Source organism: Streptomyces sp. RKAG337 (assembly GCF_023701715.1).
In the GTDB taxonomy this organism is placed as follows: domain Bacteria; phylum Actinomycetota; class Actinomycetes; order Streptomycetales; family Streptomycetaceae; genus Actinacidiphila.
On sequence record NZ_JAJOZA010000001.1, the window covers coordinates 2788619 to 2809113 of the forward strand.

General features: G+C 72.1%; 18 protein-coding genes. 10 read left to right on the top strand and 8 right to left on the bottom strand.

Annotated elements, in window-relative coordinates; all coding sequences use genetic code 11:
- Nucleotides 1–13: 13 nt before the first annotated feature.
- From LNW73_RS12065 to LNW73_RS12075, 3 genes are read right to left on the bottom strand one after another with little or no spacing between them, the layout of a single operon-like run.
- Nucleotides 14–964: an N-acetylneuraminate synthase family protein gene (locus tag LNW73_RS12065; RefSeq protein WP_374117318.1), complete on the bottom strand. Its 951-nt coding sequence runs from the start codon at nt 962–964 to the stop codon at nt 14–16.
- A complete protein-coding gene (locus LNW73_RS12070; RefSeq protein ID WP_250989918.1) occupies nt 961–2274 on the bottom strand; it encodes a cytidylyltransferase domain-containing protein in 1314 nt (437 codons plus the stop codon). The genes LNW73_RS12065 and LNW73_RS12070 overlap by 4 nt, the downstream gene beginning before the upstream one ends.
- A 23-nt stretch (nt 2275–2297) precedes the next feature.
- Entirely contained in the window at nt 2298–3614 is a 1317-nt protein-coding gene (locus tag LNW73_RS12075; RefSeq protein ID WP_250989919.1) for a DUF6716 putative glycosyltransferase, read from the bottom strand.
- Between the two features lie 187 nt (nt 3615–3801).
- On the opposite strand from LNW73_RS12075, the gene LNW73_RS12080 reads away from it, so the two are divergent.
- The 5 genes from LNW73_RS12080 (at nt 3802) to LNW73_RS12100 (ending at nt 9161) form a co-directional block, all read left to right on the top strand.
- Nucleotides 3802–4785, top strand: coding sequence for a glycosyltransferase family 2 protein (locus LNW73_RS12080; protein WP_250989920.1), 984 nt, complete (start codon nt 3802–3804; stop codon nt 4783–4785).
- Nucleotides 4785–6155 (top strand): alpha-2,8-polysialyltransferase family protein, encoded by a 1371-nt coding sequence (locus LNW73_RS12085; protein WP_250989921.1) that lies wholly within the window; start codon nt 4785–4787, stop codon nt 6153–6155. The genes LNW73_RS12080 and LNW73_RS12085 overlap by 1 nt, the downstream gene beginning before the upstream one ends.
- Nucleotides 6152–7297 carry an acyltransferase family protein gene (locus LNW73_RS12090; RefSeq protein ID WP_250989922.1) on the top strand — a complete coding sequence of 382 codons (1146 nt, stop codon included), beginning with the start codon at nt 6152–6154 and terminating at the stop codon, nt 7295–7297. The genes LNW73_RS12085 and LNW73_RS12090 overlap by 4 nt, the downstream gene beginning before the upstream one ends.
- Before the next feature lie 80 nt (nt 7298–7377).
- Entirely contained in the window at nt 7378–8907 is a 1530-nt protein-coding gene (locus tag LNW73_RS12095; RefSeq protein ID WP_250989923.1) for an FAD-dependent monooxygenase, read from the top strand.
- Between the two features lie 122 nt (nt 8908–9029).
- Nucleotides 9030–9161, top strand: coding sequence for an SCO1431 family membrane protein (locus tag LNW73_RS12100; RefSeq protein ID WP_138352233.1), 132 nt, complete (start codon nt 9030–9032; stop codon nt 9159–9161).
- Nucleotides 9162–9199: 38 nt separating this feature from the next.
- Here the strand turns inward: LNW73_RS12100 and LNW73_RS12105 are convergent, their stop codons facing one another.
- Nucleotides 9200–10798 (bottom strand): acyl-CoA mutase large subunit family protein, encoded by a 1599-nt coding sequence (locus LNW73_RS12105; protein ID WP_250989924.1) that lies wholly within the window; start codon nt 10796–10798, stop codon nt 9200–9202.
- Between the two features lie 220 nt (nt 10799–11018).
- Between LNW73_RS12105 and LNW73_RS12110 the strand changes: the two genes are divergently transcribed.
- Nucleotides 11019–11903 (top strand): L,D-transpeptidase family protein, encoded by an 885-nt coding sequence (locus tag LNW73_RS12110; RefSeq protein ID WP_374118086.1) that lies wholly within the window; start codon nt 11019–11021, stop codon nt 11901–11903.
- A 37-nt stretch (nt 11904–11940) separates the two neighbouring features.
- Here LNW73_RS12110 and LNW73_RS12115 read toward each other — a convergent pair whose 3' ends face one another.
- The 3 genes from LNW73_RS12115 to LNW73_RS12125 form a co-directional block, all read right to left on the bottom strand.
- Entirely contained in the window at nt 11941–14262 is a 2322-nt protein-coding gene (locus tag LNW73_RS12115; protein WP_250989926.1) for a HEAT repeat domain-containing protein, read from the bottom strand.
- 366 nt (nt 14263–14628) lie between these two features.
- Nucleotides 14629–15603: a hypothetical protein gene (locus LNW73_RS12120; RefSeq protein WP_250989927.1), complete on the bottom strand. Its 975-nt coding sequence runs from the start codon at nt 15601–15603 to the stop codon at nt 14629–14631.
- A 9-nt stretch (nt 15604–15612) separates the two neighbouring features.
- Nucleotides 15613–16191: an RNA polymerase sigma factor gene (locus tag LNW73_RS12125; RefSeq protein ID WP_308402022.1), complete on the bottom strand. Its 579-nt coding sequence runs from the start codon at nt 16189–16191 to the stop codon at nt 15613–15615.
- 164 nt (nt 16192–16355) lie between these two features.
- Between LNW73_RS12125 and LNW73_RS12130 the strand changes: the two genes are divergently transcribed.
- Nucleotides 16356–17141, top strand: a complete 786-nt coding sequence (locus LNW73_RS12130) for a DUF4253 domain-containing protein (protein ID WP_250977373.1) — start codon at nt 16356–16358, stop codon at nt 17139–17141.
- A 15-nt stretch (nt 17142–17156) separates the two neighbouring features.
- Here LNW73_RS12130 and LNW73_RS12135 read toward each other — a convergent pair whose 3' ends face one another.
- Nucleotides 17157–18683 (bottom strand): beta-N-acetylhexosaminidase, encoded by a 1527-nt coding sequence (locus tag LNW73_RS12135; protein ID WP_250977372.1) that lies wholly within the window; start codon nt 18681–18683, stop codon nt 17157–17159.
- Nucleotides 18684–18835: 152 nt separating this feature from the next.
- Between LNW73_RS12135 and LNW73_RS12140 the strand changes: the two genes are divergently transcribed.
- The 3 genes from LNW73_RS12140 (at nt 18836) to LNW73_RS12150 (ending at nt 20473) form a co-directional block, all read left to right on the top strand.
- Nucleotides 18836–19366: a 2-oxo-4-hydroxy-4-carboxy-5-ureidoimidazoline decarboxylase gene (locus tag LNW73_RS12140; protein WP_250980294.1), complete on the top strand. Its 531-nt coding sequence runs from the start codon at nt 18836–18838 to the stop codon at nt 19364–19366.
- 256 nt (nt 19367–19622) lie between these two features.
- Nucleotides 19623–20003 (top strand): succinate dehydrogenase, cytochrome b556 subunit, encoded by a 381-nt coding sequence (sdhC, locus tag LNW73_RS12145; protein ID WP_138352242.1) that lies wholly within the window; start codon nt 19623–19625, stop codon nt 20001–20003.
- A 2-nt stretch (nt 20004–20005) separates the two neighbouring features.
- On the top strand, nt 20006–20473 hold the full coding sequence (locus LNW73_RS12150; RefSeq protein WP_250977371.1) for a succinate dehydrogenase hydrophobic membrane anchor subunit: 468 nt from the start codon (nt 20006–20008) through the stop codon (nt 20471–20473).
- Nucleotides 20474–20495: the final 22 nt, after the last annotated feature.

Below are 20495 nucleotides of genomic sequence, written 5' to 3' on the forward strand. Positions count from 1 at the left end.
GTGGCGCGGTCCGTCAGACGGAGGCGGTGGCGCGGTCCGCGCCGGACGCCTCGGCCTCGGCGACGACGCCGGGGACGCGGCGGAGCTTCTTCATCGGGCCGAGCTCGCCCTCGTAGACCTTCTTGACGCCGTCGCCGAGCGAGGTCTCGATGATGCGGATGTCGCGGACGAGGCGCTCCAGGCCCTGGGACTCGACGGAGGCGGCCTGGTCGGAGCCCCACATGGCGCGGTCGAGGGTGATGTGGCGCTCGATGAAGACCGCGCCGAGGGCGACGGCGGCCAGCGTCGTCTGGAGGCCGACCTCGTGGCCGGAGTAGCCGACGGGCACGTTCGGGTACTCGGCCTGCAGGGTGTTGATCATGCGCAGGTTGAGCTCTTCGTGCTTCGCCGGGTACGTGGACGTGGCGTGGCACATCACGATGTTGTCGCTGCCGAGCACCTCGACGGCGTGCCGGATCTGCTTCGGGGTGGACATCCCGGTGGAGAGGATGATCGTCCGGCCGGTGGCGCGCAGCGCGCGCAGCAGGTCGTCGTCGGTGAGGCAGGCGGAGGCGACCTTGTGGGCCGGGAGGTCGAACTTCTCCAGGAACGCGACGGACTCGACGTCCCACGGGGACGCGAACCAGTCGATGCCGCGCTTGCGGCAGTAGTCGGAGATGGCGTTGTAGTCGTTCTCGTCGAACTCGACGCGGTGCCGGTAGTCGATGTACGTCATGCGGCCCCAGGGGGTGTCGCGCTCGATCTCCCACTGGTCGCGCGGGGTGCAGACCTCGGGGGTGCGCTTCTGGAACTTCACGGCGTCGCAGCCGGCCGCGACCGCGGCGTCGATGAGCGCGAAGGCGTTCTCCAGGTCACCGTTGTGGTTGATGCCGATCTCGCCGGTGACGTAGACGGGCTGCCCGGTGCCGATGTAGCGGGTGCCGACCGGACGGAGGTTCTTCGGGGTCAGGGGGGTGCTGGTCACTGGGAGAGGTCCTTTGCGGAGAGAGGTGCTGAGGGGACTGCTGTGAGGGGTGCGTAAGGAGGGTCGGTAGGAGGGGCGGCCAGATTCGGGCCGAGGATCCACCCGGCGATCTCGCGGATCGCGCCGCGGCCGCCCGGGGTGGAGGTGATGGAGCGGGCCGAGGCCCGTACGACGTCGTGGGCGTTGGCCACGGCGACGGGCCAGCCGGCGAGCGCGAAGCAGGGAAGGTCGTTGACGTCGTTGCCGACGTACAGGACCCGCTCGGGGGCGATCGTCTGCTCCTCGCACCACTGCTTGAGGGCGAGGTCCTTGCGGGCGATGCCGTGGAGGACGGGCACCTGGAGCTTCCTGGCCCGTGCCGCGACGACCGGGTTGGTCTCCGAGGACAGGATCAGTACGGGCAGCCCGGCGCGGCGCAGTGCCGCGATGCCGAGGCCGTCGCCGCGGTGCACCGCGACGGTCTCCCGTCCCTGGGCGTCGACCAGCACCGTGTCGTCGGTCTGGGTGCCGTCGAAGTCGAGTACCACCGCGTCGATGTCGTCGAGGGTGGGGGTGGAGCCGGCGTCGAGGAGCGGCGCGAGGGCGCGGGCCCGGACGAGGTCGTCCGGCTCGTCGATCTCCAGGACGCGGGCCGGATCGGTGCGCACCAGCGAGGTGCGGCCGAAGAACCGGTGGCCTGCGGCGCGGAAGCCGGGGGCGCGCATGGCGTACGCGGCGCCGGTCTCCAGCAGGTCCTGGGGGCGGTCCTGGCGGCGCGGGCGGGTGGCCTTGTCGTGGTTGACGCCGTGAGCGCCGTCCCCCGGCCTCCGGCCGGGGGTGCCCCCGTCGTCGCCCTCGCGCCAGACGAAACCGTGGAAGGGGGCGACGGTGTGCGCGGTGTCGGCGCCGTCCTCGATGACGGCGGCGGCGACGCCGTCGACCTCCTCGCGGGTGAGGAAGGGGCTGGTGCACTGCACGAGCAGGACGACGTCGACGGCGCCGCCGCGCATCGCCTCGTAGGCGTCCATCGCGTGCAGGACGGCGGCCTCGCTGCTCGCCGTGTCGCCCGCGATGGCCGCGGGCCGCAGGACGACCTCGGCGCCGGCGGCGCGGGCCGCCTCGGCGATGGCGGGGTCGTCGGTGGACACGGCCACGTCGGTGACGAGCCGCGCCGCGAGGCATTCGCGCACCGCCCGGGTCACCAGTGGTACGCCGCCGACGGGCGCGAGGTTCTTGCCGGGGACGCCCTTGGAGCCGCCCCTGGCGGGGATGACGGCGAGGACGCGGGCGCCCGCGGGGACAGGAGTGGGCGCGGACAGTGGGGTGGTCACGGGTGCTCCGGTCGGTCGGTTCTTCACAGCTGGCCCCAGCGGCGGATGACGGGCGCGACGCGCTGCACGCCCTGCCGGTAGGCGGTACGTGCGGAGTTGCGCGCCGCGTCCCGCAGCACCCGGCGCAGGGCGCTGGGCTCGCGCTCGGCGACCGCGCCGGGCAGCGGCTCGCCCTTGGCGTCGAGGCCGTGCCGGGCCAGCACGCCGGGCAGATAGCCGGGGGCGGTCAGCAGGGTGTAGTACGGCGCGGGCGGCGGCAGTTCGCCGGCCGTGGCAAGGGTGGTGACGCGCTCACGCAGGGCCCCGAAGGGGTCTTTCGCGGCCACCCCCTGGGCGGCGAGCCAGTCGGCGTCGGCCTGCGGGACGTGGCCCTCGTCGAGCTGGTCCCAGGAGGCGAAGCAGCCCGAGCCGAGGAAGTGGTGGTTGCCGAGGGACTCACGGATGCCGAGGTCGGTGAGGACGGCGGTGGGGATGGAGCGGTGCAGCGACTCCAGCGCCGCGGTGGAGCTGACGGTCACCAGGAGGTCGGTGCGGTCCAGCACCTCGCCCATGTGCCCGTAGACCAACCGCAGGTTGTCGGGCGGGCCGAGCTTGGCGACGAGCTTCTGGTACGGGTGCTCCTCGATGTGCGTGGTGTGCTCGCCGGGCTTGCTGCGCAGCTTGACCAGGACCTCGCGCTCCGGGTGCCGCCGGGCGTGCTCCACCGCGCGGCGGGCCAGGTAGGTGCGGTCGGTGCGCCCTTCGGGTGCGGACGGCTGCACGGCGAAGGTGACGGTGAACGGCCGTTCGTCGGACGGCCGGTAGGGCGCGCCCTCCAGGAACGGCAGCGCGGTCTCGACGATGCCCGCGGTGTCCGCGCCGACACCCGCGTAGGTGTCGCGGAACCGCCGGGCGTCGTGCGCGCTGTTGGCGAGCACCACATCGGCGCCGGCCCGCAGCAGCAGGCCGTCGGCGAGCTTCTCGTAGACCACGCCGACGTATCCGGTGACGACCACCGGGCGGTGGGCGCTGCCCTCCCAGGCGCGGGCCAGTCCGTGCAGCATGGCCTGGACGGTGCCGCCGACGCAGGCGAGTACGACGACGTCACAGCCGCCCCCGGCGGCCCGGCCGTGGCCGGCCTCGGTCAGGAACTCGGCGGCGGTGACCTCGCGCATCGACTCCGCGGGTATGCCGATCTCGGCGAGCTGGCGGCTCGTCGGAGTGGCCCGGCCACGGAGCAGACGGGCATCGAGCCGGACATCGGGTGAAATACGGCGCGCTGTCAGCGCACCCCATTTCCAACGGGTGTCCGAATCGGCGAGAACGGTGATCCGCAAGGGACCGGAAGAACTTTTCTGCACGACGCAGACGCTAGGAATCCGTTCCGAGCAGCGTTCCAACGTTGAGCCAACGGACGGTAAACAGCGTGCCGCGAATTGCCCAACCATGCTTAAGGGGCGGCTGCTTCATGGTCCCGACATGCGCCGTTCACCTGAGGGTCCGCGCAATGTCGGCCGCCGAGTCCGGTCGGCCCCTAACGTTCAGCAGGTGGTCAAGCTCTCCGTCATTGTGCCGTTTTACAACGTGCAGGCATTCGCACCCGACATGCTCCAAAGTCTTCGTGCGAACTCCCGCCCGGATTTCGAATTCATCCTGGTCGACGACCGTTCGACGGATGACACCCCGAAAATCCTGGAACGGGCGACACGCACCCTTCCCGGCTCCGTTCTCGTGGCGCGCGAGACCAATGGCGGCCTGGCCACCGCCCGCAACACCGGAATCGACGCGGCGCGCGGCGAGTTCCTCACCTTCCTCGACGGCGACGACTGGCTGGCCCCCGGCTATCTGTCCCAGCTGCTCGCGGCCATCGAGGAGCTCGGTACCGACTTCGTCCGTACCGACCATGTGCAGTGCACCGACCGGGTCCGCGTCATCACGCATGTGCCGCACGGCCGTCGCGGGGTGGTGCTGAACCCGCGCGAGGCGATCCTGCCCGCCGCGCGGCCGACCTCCGTCGACTATCCCTTCGCCTGGGCCGGGATCTACCACCGCCGGCTCGCCGACGCGGGGCTGCTGCACTTCCCCGACGGGCTGCGGACCGCCGAGGACCGGCCGTGGATCTGGCGGCTGCACCGGGAGGCGGCGTCCTTCGCGGTGGTGGGCCTGCTCGGGGTCTTCTACCGGCGCGGCATCGCCACCTCGCTCACCCAGATCGGCGACGTACGCCAGCTGGACTTCATCCGCTCCTTCGACCAGGTGCTCGCCGAGACCGCCGCCGACCGGGACGCGGACCGCTTCCTGCCGAAGGCGGTCCGCACCTACTGCGCGATCATCGCCCACCACCTCAACTCCATCGAACGCTTCGAACCGCAGGTCGCACGCCAGTTGAAGACGATGAGCGCCGCCGCCCTGAAGCGGATGCCGCAGGACATCCTCATGGAGGCGCTGGACTCGATGGGTGTCGACCGCAGCGTCCCGCTCCGCCGCCTGCGAAGGCGGCTCGCCTCCTCGACCGGGACGGTGGCCGCCTGATGGCCCGCGCACGCACCCAGATCCATGTGGCGTCGACGCTGTACGGCGCCGCCACCATCGCGGCCGCCCTGGACGCCGGGCTGTTCGGCCCCGCGGACCGGCGGCTGCTGCTGATCAGCAACAACTCCGCCGTTCCGGAGACCACGCCCGCCGTCGACGAGGCCCCCGGCTTCGGTGCGCTGCGCGGCAGGTTCGACCGGGTGCTGTCGTGGAACGAGACCATCGCGCCGATGCACCCCAGCGACTGGGCGCCGCGTCCGGAGGACGTCCCGATGTGGGAGCGGTACCTGCGGATGCTGTGGGACCTCGGTGACGACGATGTGGCACTGGTCGTCGAGTCGATCCAGGTCAAGCCCGCCGCCGCGCTGGTCCGGCTCTTCCCGGCCGCGCCGATCGAGGTCTACGCGGACGGCCTGATGTCGTACGGCCCGACCCGAGACAAGCTCGAACCGCTGGTGACCACCCGCATCAACCAGCTGCTCCACCTCGACCTGGTGACCGGACTGCGGCCGCTGCTGCTGACCGAGTACGGCATCGAACCGCGGATCGTGCCCGCCGCGGAGTTCACCAAGGTGCTGGCGGAACTCGCCGACGCGAGCGGCGGGCAGGACGAGGCCGAGCTGTCCGCGGTCCCCGAGGACGCGGCGCTGCTGCTCGGCCAGTACCTGTCCGCGCTGGGGATCCTCACGGCCGCCGAGGAGGAGGAGCTGCACCTGCGGATGCTGCGCGGCGCGGCGGCCCTCGAGCACCGGCGGATCGTCTTCAAGCCGCACCCCATCGCGCCCGCGCACTGGTCGGAGCCGCTGGAGCGGGAGGCGGCCGCCCTCGGTGTGGAACTGACCGTGCTGGACTCCCCCGTGCTGGCCGAGGTGCTGTACCAGCGAGCCCGTCCGGCGCTGGTGGTCGGCTGCTACTCGACGGCGCTGCTCACCGCCTCGGCGTTCTACGGCATCCCGGTGGCGCGGACCGGTACCGAGATGCTGCTGGAGCGGCTGTCGCCGTACCAGAACAGCAATCGCGTCCCGGTGACCATCGTCGACTCCCTGCTGCCCGATCTCGACGACGCCGAAGCCGTCCGCACCTGGTCCCCGCCGGCCCCCGAACGGATCGCCGGGGACCTCACGCCGCTGCTGCGCGCCGTCGGGTTCTGCATGCGGGCCGAGCTGTACCCGGAGCTGCGCGAGGAGACCGTCGCCTATCTGTCGAAGCAGCTGAACGCCCGTACCTGGCGGTACTTCAAGCGCCGCCGGCTCGCTTCGCTGGCCCTGCCGGGCGTGGTCCCGGCGCAGCTGGCGTTCCTGCCCCGCAATCCCCTGCTCCGTCGCGTCGCCCGCCGCGCACGCGCCTTGAAGAAGGCTGCCATCGGATGAGTCTCCAGCTCCAGCAGGTCACCGCTCAGGACCCCGCACCGGACGCGGTGGCGGCCGCCGCACCGCGGGCCGGCCGGCTGCGGGCGCTCGACGGGCTGCGGCTCGTGGCCGCGCTCATGGTGTGCTTCTACCACTACGCGGGGCGCGGCGGTGATGCCTGGAAGGCCTGGGGGCAGACGCCCGCACTGGTCTTCCCGGAGCTGTCGAAGGTGGCCGTCTACGGGCCGCTCGGCGTCCAGATCTTCTTCGTCATCAGCGGGTTCGTCATCTGCATGAGCGGCTGGGGGCGCACCCTCAAGGGCTTCGCGGTCTCCCGGGCGACCCGGCTGTACCCGGCCTACTGGGCGGCCGTCCTGCTGGTCACCGCCGTCTTCGCGCTGCCCGGCGTCGTCTGGAAGACGGTGTCGCCGAGCGATCTGCTCACCAACATGACGATGCTGCAGATGCCGGTCGGGGCCGACCGGGTGCTCGGTGTGTGCTGGACCCTGTGGGCGGAACTGCGCTTCTATCTGCTGTTCGCGCTCGCCGTGGTCTGGCCGGGCGCCACCCGCCGCCGGGTGCTGGCGTTCTGCGGGCTGTGGACGGTGGGCGCGGTGCTCGCGGACGCGTCGGGCGAGGCGTTCCTCAAGACCGTGCTGATGCCGGAGTACGCGCCGTTCTTCATCGGCGGCATCGGGATCTATCTGGTCTACCGCTTCGGCAACGACCCGCTGTCCTGGGGCGTCGTCGCGGTCGGCTGGCTGTTCGGCCAGCACTACGCCGTCAAGGGCCTGATCCCCAACGCGCATGCCGCGCACGTCTTCCAGCACCGCTCCGAGTCGGTGATCATCCTCATCGTGACCCTCGGCTTCGCGGCGGTGGCGGCGGTCACCCTGCTGCCCCGGGTCGCGGGCGTCGACTGGCGCTGGCTGACGACGGCGGGAATCCTGACCTATCCCTTCTACCTGGTCCATGAACACCTGGGCTGGGTCGTCATCTTCCAGCTGCACCAGCGCCTGCACATGCCGTCGTACGCGGTACTGCCGCTCACCGGCGCGTCGATGCTGGTGCTGGCGTGGCTGTTGCACCGGTTTGTCGAACGTCCGCTGGCGCCCCGGCTCAAGCGCTTTCTGACGATGGTCCCGAAAGCTCCCGTCCGCTGACCGCGCCCTGATGGATATGCCCAAGTACCGGTAGGGCGTGGGGTCTTGGAGCTCGGGCCCGACCGGTACACGCTGTCCGCATGGCACTCAACAGCGTCCAGGACGTGGACGTACTCATCGCCGGAGCAGGCCCCACCGGTCTGGCGCTCGCGGTCGACCTGGCCCGCCGGGGGATATCCGCCCACCTCGTCGAACAGTCGGACCGGCTCTTTCCGGGCTCCCGCGGCAAGGGCTTGCAGCCGCGCACCCTGGAGGTGCTCGACGACCTCGGCGTGATCGACGCCGTCATCGCGTCCGGCGGACCGTACCCGCTGATGATGGGCTGGCAGGACGACCGGCGGCTCGGCGAGTGGGACCTGCTGGAGCGCTTCGCGCCGACGCCGCGGGCCCCGTACGGCGAGGTCTGGATGCTCACCCAGTGGCGCACCCAGGAGATCCTCCACGAGCGGTTGCGGGAACTCGGCGGCGCCGTCGAGTTCGGGACCGCGCTCACCGGCATCACCCAGGACGCCGACGGGGTCGACGCGGCGCTGTCCCTTCCCGACGGCACGGCCGGCACCGTCCGGGCCCGCTTCCTGGTGGCCGCCGACGGCGGGCGCGGCACCGGCCGCCGGGCGCTAGGCGTCGGGATGACCGGCGAGACCATCGACCCGCACCCGATCCTGATCGCCGATCTGCTCCTCGGCGGCATCGACCGCGACCACTGGCACGTCTGGCCGAAGGCGGAGGGCGGCACCGTCATGCTCTGCCCGCTGGCCGGCACCGACCACTTCCAGCTGCTCGCCCAGTACACGGACTCCGGCACCGAGCCGGACGGCTCCGTCGAGGGGATCCGCGAGCTCATCGGCGCCCGGACCCCGATCGGCGCCGAGCAGGTCCACGAGGTGCTCTGGTCGTCCGCCTTCCACCCCAGCGCGGCCATGGCCGACCGGTTCCGCGTCGGCCGGGTGTTCCTCGCCGGCGACGCCGCGCACATCCACTCACCGGCCGGCGGGCAGGGCCTGAACACCAGCGTCCAGGACGCGTACAACCTGGGCTGGAAGCTCGGCCAGGTGCTGCGGCACGGTGCGGGGCACGGGCTCCTCGACAGCTACGAGGAGGAGCGGCTGCCGATCGCCGCCGACGTCCTGGGCCTCAGCACCCGGCTGCACGGCGCGACCCGTGACGGCGACGACACCGCCGCCCGGCAGCGCGGCACCGACACCCACGGCCTGGAGCTGAACTACCGCGGCGGGCCGCTCACCCGGGAACTCCGGCCGGCCGCGCTCCCCGGGGGAACGCTGCCCGCGGAGGCGCCGCGCGCGGGCGACCGGGCCCCGGACGCGCCGCTGGCCGGCGGCGGCCGGCTCTTCGACCTGTTCCGCGGCCCGCACTTCACCCTGCTCGCCCTGGGGACCGCCCAGCTGCCGCCCGGCCTGGGGGCGGACCCGGAGGCGGACCCCGGCCTGGTGCACGCGCACCGGATCGACGACGCCCCGGAGCACGGCGCGAACAGCGCGTACGCGGTCTACGGCGACGGCCTGTTCGTCGTCCGTCCCGACGGCTATCTCGGCCTGGCCACCGAGGACCCGGCCGATGTGGCCGGGTACCTCGCCCGCTTCACCGGCTGACGCTGCGGTGAAATGGGTCACGATCCGCCATAAAGGTGAGTTTGCCCCTGTACAGCGGGCGAAAGGCCCCCGCATCCTGGGCAGCTGCGGGGGCTTCTCATCGGCGGACGACAGGACTGGCAATGGCGGAGATCGCAGCGGCGCGCACCGGTACCGGCGGGCCCCAGGAGGGCCGGAAGATCGTCGAGCACATCGTCGGCTGGACGCTCTGCATCGTCGTGGCGATGCTGATCACGCAGCTCCACCTGCTCTGACCGGCGGCCGGGCCGCTGAGCACGGCCGGCCGGCCGGCTCAGAACGCGTCGGTCGGGACGTACGTCCCCCAGACCTCCCGCAGCGCGTTGCAGACCTCCCCGACCGTGGCCCGCGCGCGCAGCGCGTCCTTCATCGGGTAGAGGACGTTGTCCGTGCCCCGGGCCGCCTCCTGCAGCGCCGCCAGCGCGGTGTCGACGGCGCCCTGGTCCCGGGTGGAGCGCAGCGTCGCCAGCCGCGCGGCCTGCTGGGCCTCGATGGCCGGGTCGACGCGCAGCGGGTCGTACGGGTCCTCCTCGTCGAGCTGGAAGCGGTTCATGCCGACCACCACGCGTTCGCCCGCGTCCTGCTCCAGGGCGATGCGGTACGCGCTGCGCTCGATCTCGCCCTTCTGGAAGCCGTGCTCGATCGCGTTGACGGCGCCGCCCAGGTCCTCGACCTTCCGCATCAGGTCCAGCGCGAGGGCCTCGACCTCGTCGGTCATCGTCTCGACCACGTAGGAGCCCGCGAACGGGTCGACGGTCGCGGTCACATCGGTCTCGTAGGCGAGCACCTGCTGGGTGCGCAGCGCCAGCCGGGCCGACTTGTCGGTGGGCAGCGCGATGGCCTCGTCGAAGGAGTTGGTGTGCAGCGACTGCGTGCCGCCGAGCACCGCGGCCAGGCCCTGGATGGCGACGCGGACGAGGTTGACCTCGGGCTGCTGCGCGGTGAGCTGCACGCCGGCGGTCTGGGTGTGGAAGCGCAGCATCTGCGACTTGGGGTTCTTCGCGCCGAACTCGTCCCGCATCACCCGCGCCCAGATCCGGCGGGCGGCGCGGAACTTCGCGACCTCTTCGAGGATGGTCGTGCGCGAGACGAAGAAGAACGACAGGCGGGGCGCGAAGTCGTCCACGTCCATGCCCGCGGCGACGGCGGTGCGCACGTACTCGATGCCGTCGGCGAGCGTGAAGGCGATCTCCTGCGCGGGCGAGGCGCCGGCCTCGGCCATGTGGTAGCCGGAGATCGAGATCGTGTTCCACTTCGGGATCTCGGTGCGGCAGTACTTGAAGATGTCGGCGATCAGCCGCAGCGACGGCTTCGGCGGGAAGATGTACGTGCCGCGCGCGATGTACTCCTTGAGCACGTCGTTCTGGATGGTGCCGGTCAGCCGGTCGGCCGGGACGCCCTGCTCCTCGCCGACGAGCTGGTACATCAGCAGCAGCAGCGCGGCGGGCGCGTTGATCGTCATCGACGTGGACACCTTGTCCAGCGGGATGTTCCCGAAGAGCACCTTCATGTCGTCGACGGAGTCGATGGCGACGCCGACCTTGCCGACCTCGCCGCTGGAGATCTTCGCGTCCGAGTCGTGGCCCATCTGCGTCGGCAGGTCGAAGGCGACGGACAGGCCCATCGTGCCGTTGGCGATCAGCTGCTGGTAGCGGGCGTTGGACTCGACCGCCGTGCCGAACCCGGCGTACTGCCGCATGGTCCAGGGCCGGCCGGTGTACATGGACGGGTAGACGCCGCGGGTGAACGGGTACGCGCCCGGCTCGCCGAGCTTCTCCGCGGGATCCCAGCCATCGAGCGCCGCGGGCCCGTAGACCGGCTCGATGGGCAGTCCACTCTCGGTGGACCGGGCGGTGTCCGTCTCGCGCGCCATGGTTCACGCCTCCGCATCAGTGTCGCATTACTGGTGGGTAATATCCTGTCTCCGGCACGGACTGTAGTTGCGGGCATGCGAGCCGTGGAGGGGCCCGGGCTGGGACCTTCCTCACAGTCCGGTCTCTCCGATGTCACGAAACAGTCTTGCTCCGGATCCGTGCAACTGCACGGGCGGGTGGAGTGTCTAGCCGGGTAACTGCAGATTCTGGGGGCAAAGGGTGACTGTCTTGCGTACGAAGAGAACTCCGATAGCGATCGTGGTGGCCGCTCTGGCGGCAGCGGCTCTGGTGGGCTGCGGCCCGCAGGACAAGCCCACCTCGGGCGCCAAGCCGACGCCTGCCGCGTCGACCACCGCGAGTCCCACCGACTCCGCGAGCCCGAGTGACTCACCCTCGGCGTCGAGCTCTACGTCGGCCTCGCCCTCCACGACCCCCAGCGCTTCCGCGACCACGTCCAAGCCCCCGGTCGTGCCCGCCGTCATGAAGCAGGGCTCCACCGGCACGCAGGTCCGTGAGCTGCAGGCCCGGCTGGGCCAGCTCAACCTGTTCAGCCGTACGCCCACCGGCACCTACGGCTCGGTCACCGAGAACGCCGTGAACGACTTCCAGGAGCGTTACGGCCTGCCGATGACCGGCAGCGTCTCCGCGCAGACCTGGACCAAGCTGCGCGGCGTGACCAAGCAGCCGACGCACGCGGCGATGTACCCGCCCACCACCCAGCCGGCCAGCGCCAAGCTCGACCCGCGCTGCATGACCGGCCGCGTGCTGTGCATCAGCAAGACCTCCCGGTCGCTGTCCTGGGTGATCGACGGCAAGGTGCAGACCACGATGGACGTGCGCTTCGGCTCCCAGTACACCCCGACCCGCGAGGGCCAGTTCAAGGTGGACTTCAAGAGCCGTGACCACGTCTCGACGATCTACCACACGTCCATGCCGTACGCGATGTTCTTCAGTGGCGGCCAGGCCGTGCACTACTCGTCCGACTTCGCGGCCCGCGGCTACGCCGGCGCCTCCCACGGCTGTGTGAACGTGCGCGACAAGGCCGCCATCGCCTCCCTCTTCAACCAGGTCAAGGCCGGCGACAAGGTCGTCGTCTACTGGTGACCCCGGGCCGGCCTGACGTGAGGTCCGTCCACAGGACCTAGTGGCCGCCGTCCACGACGGGCCCTGTTCCGGATATCCGGGACAGGGCCCGTCGGCATGCCAGGAGCAGTTTCTCGTCGGCGCACACATCGAGCGTGCCGTAGTGGTCGCCCTCGTTGTTGTGCCGGCGGACGGCCGCCAGTTCGTCGCGCAGCAGCGGGGCGGCGCCGGCCGCGGCGGGACCCAGCTCCGCGAGACAGCCGGCGATGACCGCGCGGGTGTGCACGTTCTCCGCCCAGGCGGACCGCAGGACCGGCAGCACGGGTCCGGCGTCGCCGGAGACCCGCCACAGCGCGACCGCGGCGTCCACCCGCATCCACACCGCGGGGTCCGCGAGCAGCTCCCGCAGCCGCGGCGCCGCACCGGCCGCCGCGGGGCCCAGCTCGCCGAGCGCCTCGGCCGCCGAACGCCGGGTGTGCGGGCTGTCGCTGTCCAGGTGCGCGAGCAGCACCGGCAGGACCGCGGGGTTCCGCTCGATCGCCCAGAGCGCGGACGCGGCCTCCAGCGCGATACAGGAGCCGGGGTCGGCCACCAGCGCGCGCAGATCGGGCAGCGCGTCGCGGGCCGCGTCCCCGAACCGGGCGAGCGCGCGGATCGCCGAGCACAGCAGCCAGTCCCGGCGGGCCTTCGGCGCCCCGCGCAGAATCCGCAGCACCTCGGGGAACGCCTCGGCGGCCGCGATGGCGGCCACTCCTCTGAGCAGCGGCTCCGCCTGGTCGTACGCCTCCTCGTCGTTCAGCGTCACCTCGGCGAGCCGGCGGCGCAGCAGGGGTGCGAGCGGCACCGCCGCCGCGCCCAGGTGCTCGATGGCGAACCCCAGGTCCTGGGGTATGTCGGGCCGGTCCAGGGCCGAGGCCAGCGCGGGCAGCGCCCGCGGGTCGCCCAGCCGGGCGAGGGTCTTGACCATGCCGCCGAGGCTCGGCCGCCCCTGCGACCACTCCTGGACCCAGCTCCCGGGATCCGCCGCGACCGCAGCGGCGAGGGCGTCGGCGGCGGGTGCGGCCAGTTCGTACAGGTTCTCCAGCACCGAGGCGGCGCCGTCGCGCAACCGCTCCTCGGGGTCGGCGAGCTGCTGCCCGAGCAGCACGACCAGCTCCTCGTACGGCCCGCGCCAGCCGCGCACCAGGCCGCCGCTCATCCACACGGCGTCGATCCGCCGGCCCCAGTCCGGGCTGCGCAACTGGTCGATGACGAGCGCGAGGCGGTCGGCGACCCGGTCGTCGAGCGCGGTGTGCAGCGTACGGAGCAGGTCGGCGGCCCAGGGCGCGGAGCGGCCCGCCTCGGCCCGCTCGCGCAGCTCCCGCAGATGGCCGACGAAGGTGGCGGGCACCTGGCGCTCGGCGGACACCTCCAGGGAGGGCCGGCTGCCCGCCTCCTCGCCGCGCACCGCGCGGAGCAGGGCGACGGCGGTCGGCACGATGTCCGCCGGCAGCCGTTCGGGCGCGCAGCGGGCGAGTTGGGCGAGCGCGGCCAGCCGCAGCCCCGGGTCGGCGGAGAGCGACCGGCCGTCGGACGAGCGGTCGGCGGGGCCGTCGGCGCGGTTGCCGGCGAGCCGGACCAGCCAGTCGGCGGCCTCGGCGGCCGGGCCGCCCGGCCGCAGCGCGAGAGTGCCGACGGCCTCGACGAGGGCCAGCCGGGTCTCCGTGTCCCGCTCCACCGGCAGCCGGTCGCGCAGGACGTCGAGTATCCGCGCGGTCTCCCCGTGCAGTGCGCCGAGCGCCACCGGGACCGCGCGCCGCACATCGGGATCGGGGTCCGCGACGAGCTCGGTGAAGACCTCCGCCTGGGCCCGTACGGCGGTGACGGCCATCGCGTAGTTGGCCCGCCAGGCGGCCGCCTCCCTGTCCTCGGCGGATGCGGCCCCCCCGGCGTCCAGCAGGCCGAGGATGTCCTCGCCTTCCAGGGCGTCCGCCGCATCGCCCGACCCGCCGGGACCGGTGCCGGGAGCGTTTCCGGAACCGTCCCCCAGTGCGCTCCACCCGCCTCCCGCGACCGGGCCCCCGGCCTCGATCACGATCTCGTCCAGGTACTCCTCCGCGACCTCGTCGCCGCCCCCGATGCTGGTCAGCAGGACGACGATCCGGCCCCGGTCCCGCACCGCCGGATCCGCCACCAGCTCGAAGAGAAAGGGAATACAGGCGAGCGTCGAGTCGTACACGTCGCCCTGGTGATGAACGGCCCCGTACATCGCGTCGAGGGCGGCCTCCCGCTCCCCCGCGTCCGCAGAGGCCAGCCCCCGCAGAAGTTCGGGGACCTCCTCCGCCGATCCGTAGGCATGCCCCATAGCCGCCCAGTCGATCTCGTACAGTCCTGCCAACATGGCGTACCTCCCCCGGTTTTGCTCTCCCAACCGAGTCTGCACCACGGCACGGACATTCGGCCGGGAGTTATCGGCCGTCCGGCAGGACCCGCCACCGGCCGCCGCCGACCGCCACCGGCCACTTCCGGCCACCGCCGTGGAACGCCCGGCGGGCGCGGCCGGGTAGGGGGAATGCACCCGGCCGCGCCCTGGGCGCGGACCCACCCGGCACGGGGAGCACCGGGGTCCGCCGGGCCGATGACCAGTCGACCCATTACTTAAAGCGTCAACCAGCTGGAAAGTGTCACCGGCCTCCTCCGGGCCCGCAGGTCAGACGGTCCGGAGACGCGGGAATACGGTTGCCGCAGAACCGGCGGAACCTAGGGCCTAGTCGTGCCGGCCGTCGCCCTTGCCGTGACCGCCGCTCGTGCCACCGGACTTGCCGCCGTCAGCGTTTCCGGCACCGCCGGATCCGGACAGGTAGGCGGCGGCCAGTACCCGCGCGCAGTACTTCGGTACGTCCCGCTTGCTGCCCGCCGCCGCCACGAGCCGGTCGGACGACGCGTCGTCCAGCCGTCCGCCCGCCTTGATGTAGGCGCGGCACAACTCCACGTTCTGCCGGTCGCGTTCCCCGTGCGTCCCCTGGGGTGCGAGCGAGTGGGAGGACGGCGGCGTCGTCGCGGACGGGTTCGCGGGCGAGGCCGGCCGGCCGGGGGACGGAGTCGTCCCGTGCCCCGGTTCCGACGACGCGCCCTTTCCGGGCGGCGAGTCCGCCGTCCCGCCGGTGAGCGGTGAGGACCCGCCGTCCGGGCCCGCGGTGCCGGAGCCGTCCGGCGTGGCGGAGCGCGGGGTGCCGTCGTGCACCGGCGCGGAACCGACGTTGTCGCCGTCGAACGGCAGCGGCAGGAGGCCGGGACTCGCGGCGAGTACCGCGGCGCACAGGGCCATGGCGACCACCAGCGCGCCGGCCGACGCCTTCAGGGACTTCGGCGCCCCCGCCGTCCTTACGGTCCGCCCGGCCCTGGCGGTCAGTGCCGGGCCCGGCACGGTGCCCGGCCGGCCCAGCCGGACCACCGACAGGAAATCGGCGTCCCCTGAACCCTGCTCGGCACCAGCGCCGGAACCTTCCAGGGGGCCCGCCTCCGGAGCCGCGTCGCAGCGCGTCAGGAATGCGGCGACCGCCGCCTCCTCGCGCTCCGGATCGGCCGCCGCCGGCGCGGCTGCGGCCGTCAGCAGCCGGGCCAGCCGGGCCGCCGCGGCACCGCCGGACATGACGGACTCGCCGCGCAGGAGCCGCTCCGCGGCCTCCTCGTCGAGCCAGTCGTCGTCACGATGTCCGTCGCATCGCCGGTTTTCCGTCATCTCATATCCTCAAAGCGTCTTCGCCGCCGAAAACGTCACACCCGCGGTGCGGCTCTCGTCGTCCAGCAGTTCCGCGAGCCGGCGCAGCCCCCGGTGGGTGGCCATCCGCACCGACCCGGCGCGCTTGCCCAGCACCTGCGCCGCGGTGCTGGCGTCCAGCCCCATGACGACCCGCAGCAGGACCGCCTCGGCCTGTTCGCGCGGCAGTGTCGCGATGGCCGCGAGCGCGCGGTCGGTGGCCACCGCGTCCAGGGCCTCGCCCGCGGTGTCGGTGTGGGCCGGCATGTGCAGCAGGGCGTCGACACCGGCCGCGGTGACCGGCCGGCGGCTGCGCGCCCGCAGGTGGTCCAGCGCCCGGTTGCGGGCGATCCGAGCGGCCCAGCCGCGCACCGCGTCGCCGTCGCCGCTGAAGCCCGGCAGGTCGCGGGCGATCTGCAGCCACGCCTCCGACGCCACGTCCTCGGCCTCCGCCGGTCCGACCAGGGTCCTCACGTACTGCAGCAGTTGTGGCTGCACCGCCCGGTACAGCACCCGGAACGCGGCGTCGTCGCCCTCCTGCGCGGCACTGACCGCGGTCCCCAGATCCACCGCTCGCTCCACCCCCTCGAACACCCGCACCATCCTGCCCCATCGCCGCGGTGACACTTCCGGCGCCCGCGACGCTGTAATAGACGGCGGCCGGGGACGCTCCTGTGGGGGGAGGCGGCCCCCGGCCGTCTCAGCTCGTGCCCCCACACCGATGGAGCCCACCGATGCCCCTGGCCCGTCTCCCCGACGGCCTTCCGCCCGGCCGGTTCCTGCCCGGTGACTCCCCCGGGTTGTGGCTCTCCTACGAACCCGTCGTCGCTCCCGGCCGGCTCTGGGCCCGCTTCCAGGCACAGCAGGACGAAACGGGCTGGTGCCCGGTCCTCATGGCCTGGCCGTGCGCGACGGGCCGCGGCCACCGCACCGAGGACATCGACGGCGTGGACGTCGAAGCCACGATGACTGATTCCTGGCGGTCGTACCAGGATTTGCGCTCATTGCGGCCGCCGCATCCGGCGATCGACGAGGTCCGGCCCGCGGACGTCGCCCTGCTGCTCGACGACCCGGGCCCGCCGTTCACCCGCTGGCCCGGCCTCGCCCGCACCTCCCCCGCGCACCCGGGGCCCCCGCCGGACGCGGTCGCCCGCCAGACGGTGGGTCAGATGCTGCACTACTTCACCACCCGCTTCATCGCGCACATCGCGCTGGTCCCGACCCGCCGCAGCGCCGACGTCCCGGCCCTCCTCGGGTGGGAGTCCGACGCGCCCGCCCTGGAGTTCTCCGCGCTGCTGCGCACCTGGGAGACGCGGTTCGGCGCCCGCGTCATCGGCTTCGAGGGCTCCTCCGTCTTCCTCTCCGTCGCCTCCCCGCCGCTGACGTCGGAGCACGCCGCGCACGTCGCCCTCGAACACGTCCTCACCGGCGCCTCCCACCTCAACGACGGCACCTTCCCCTTCCCCGACTACGCGGAGGCGCTGAGAGGTGAGCGGCTGTGGTCCTTCTGGTGGGACTGACAACGGGAGAACCTGTCAGCCCACTTTGTCGGCCAGCGCCTTGAAGGCCGGCCAGGAGAGGGGCGGCGTCCCGGGGTACCAGAGCTTCTGCGCCACCGCGTTCAGCGGGAGCCGGATGCCCCGCGCCACCTCGTCCTGCGACTGCGCGTCCGCCTGGTCGCACCAGACGGCGAACCGGCCGCCGAGCACCCGGTCGGGCGTCGCCAGCGAGGGGGCGACCGCGCTGGTGCCGCGCAGGACGGCGGGGGTCCACTCCTTGTAGATGCGCTCGCCGGTCGGATAGGTGAAGTCGTTCGGCTCGCCGAGCACGTAGTAGAGGTACTCGTCGTTGAGGTTGACGACCTTGCGGCCGGCGTCGAGGTACTCCTGCGGCTCGCGGGCGCCCAGCTCCTTCCCCGTCCAGTACTCGACCTCGCGGTCGCGGTCGGGCACGGCGCGCGGGGTGGAGATGAATCCGTCGTTCCACGCCTTGGTCCGCTTGCCGAACTTCTTCGCCACCGCCTCGCGGTCGTTGAGCCAGCGGGTCGTCGCCTCCGCGACGGTCCCGCCCGGCGGGACGAGCTGCGGGTACGAGGTCTCCGGGTCGCTGACGACCAGCGCCTGGTACTCGTCGCCGCCCAGGTGCCAGTACGGGCCGGGGAAGAGCGGCGCGAACTCCCGGGTCAGATCGTCGACCATGCGGGCCGAGGCGGCCTTCGAGATGTCGATCGCCCCGGGCAGCGCCCTGCCGGAGGCGTTGAACAGCTGAAGGTCCGGGTGCGCCCTGATGACGGCGCCGAGGTGCCCGGGGCTGTCGATCTCCGGGATGACGGTGACGTGGCGCTGCGCGGCGAGGTCGATGATCGCTCTGAGGTCCGCCTTGCTGAGATGGTCCCGCGACACGATCTCCGGGTGGCTGCTGCTCTCGATGCGGAAGCCCTGGTCGTCGCTGAAGTGCAGATGCAGCTGGTTGAGTTTGAGGTCGCCGAGCTGCCGGATCCGGTCCTCGATCCAGTCGCGGGTGAAGGGCTTGCGCGCGATGTCGAGCAGCAGGCCGCGCTGCGGCCGGTCCGGGGCGTCCTTGATGACGCCTTCGGGCATCCCGGTGCCGGCGCGCAGCGTCTGCAGGAGGGTGCGGGTGCCGTAGAACGCCCCCGCGTCGGTGGGCGCGTCGATGGTGACCTGCCCGTTCCGTGCGGTGAGGACGTACGACTCGTTCACGTCGGCGGCGTTCTTCGTGGTCCCGGCGCCGGGACCGTCGATCCGCAGCGTGATGTCCCCGGTGCCGGCCGGCCCGTCCCCGTCGCCCTTGGCGTCGTCGAACCCGAACGGGACCTGCAGCTGTCCGGCGAGCAGCCGCGCCTCGTCCTCGGCGGCGCTGCCGCGGCCGGCGCGGACCCGGGTGCCCGGACCGAGGTGGAAGACGCCGGATCCGGCCGGCTGGAAATCCCGCACCGAGGGGATGACCGGCAGTGTCCGGGGCGCCGGTGCCTCGTTGGGTGTGCCGACGGCCGGTGTGAGTGCGGCGAGCGACAACGCCAGCCCTGCCCAGATTTTCCCCATACCGGACGTTATGGCAGATCATCCCCGTTCGCTCGTCCACTTCGTGACATATTTCGATCCCGTACGGGTGAAATCCACTCATCCGTCGGACGGAGTCGAACAAGCCCCACTAACGTGTAACGCTTCCCCGCTTTTCCGACAGGAGTTCAGCGCTGTTCCCCGACACTCCGGCCCAGGGGCCCGTCCTCGCCGCCGGGCTCGCCCGGCTCAACGAGGCCCCCTTCGGCGCTGCGGAAGCCGCCCTGCGCGACTGCTGCGGAAGCCACCGCTGGGCCCGCCGGATGGCCCTGCACCGCCCGTACCCGGATCTTGAGTCGCTACTCGCGGCGGCCGACGAGGCGGCGTACGACCTCACCCCCGGCGACCTCTCCGAGGCGCTGGCCTGCGAGGCGGCCACCCCGCTGCCGCACCGCGGCGGCCTGGCCACGCACACCGCACTGAGCGCCGCGCAGGCCGCGTACGAGAACAAGTTCGGCAACGTCTTCGTCATCGCCCTCAAGGGCGACGACCCGGCCAGCCTCCTCAACCAGGTGCTGACCGGAATCCGCGCCCGGCTGGCGAACGACGAGGACGAGGAACGGGTCGTCACCGCCGACGAGCTGCGCCGCATCACCCGGGCGCGGCTCGCCCGGCTGGTCGCGGAACGATCGAACGCGCAGAGCACGGCGGAACTGCACCGCTAGCTCCGCGGAACACCACCTCCGCAGGCGTCTGCGCCCGTACGCCCACCGGCCTTTGACCCTTACGTCCGGTCGCCCGTTCATTCGTAGGTTCCCCCAGACGTTCACCCAGTCGTGCGGGATCAATCACACCTGGCCTACCCGGGCATACGGAGCCGACAACGCGTCGCTACGATGGCCAGGGCCGGTGGACCGTACCCGGCCGGGCCCGTCCGACACCGAAGCCGGCTGGCCCCAAACCGCTCCCGGAGGGTTTTCCGTGCCGGCAGGAACGCTGTACCGCGGCCGGGAAGGCATGTGGTCATGGGTGGCTCATCGAGTCACCGGTGTCCTCATTTTCTTCTTCCTGTTCGTCCATGTCCTCGACACCGCACTCGTGCGGGTCTCCCCCGAGGACTACGACAAGGTCGTCGCGACCTATAAGACCTGGCCTGTCAGCCTGCTGGAGTACGGCCTCGTAGCGGCCATCCTCTTCCACGCTCTCAACGGGCTGCGCATCATCGCCGTCGACTTCTGGTCCAAGGGCCCGAAGTACCAGAAGCAGATGCTGTGGTCCGTCCTCGGCGTCTGGATCGTGCTGATGATCGGGGCCATCTACCCGGTTCTCGGGCACGCCGCACGCATTCTGTTCGGGAGCTGAGCATGTCTACTGACTCCGTGGAGCTCAGCTCCTCCAGCACCTCGTTCGACCCGGACAACCCGGCGCCGCTCATCGAGGCGCCGCGCGCCCGCACCAAGCGCTCTCCGCGTGCCACCCGCACCAACTTCGAGCTGTACGGCTGGCTGTTCATGCGCCTGTCCGGTGTCGTGCTCGTCGTCCTGGTGCTGGGCCACCTGCTGATCCAGCTGGTCCTCGACGGCGGCGTGACCAAGGTCGGCTTCGCCTTCGTGGCCGGCCGCTGGGCCTCGCCGTTCTGGCAGGGCTGGGACCTGGTCATGCTGTGGCTGGCCATGCTGCACGGCGGCAACGGTCTGCGCACCGTCATCAACGACTACGCCGAGCAGGCGAACACCCGGTTCTGGCTGAAGACGCTGCTGTTCACCGCAACGGCGTTCACGATCGTGCTCGGCACGCTGGTGATCTTCACCTTCGACCCGAACATCCGCTAGGCCAGGGACGGACAGGGAAACA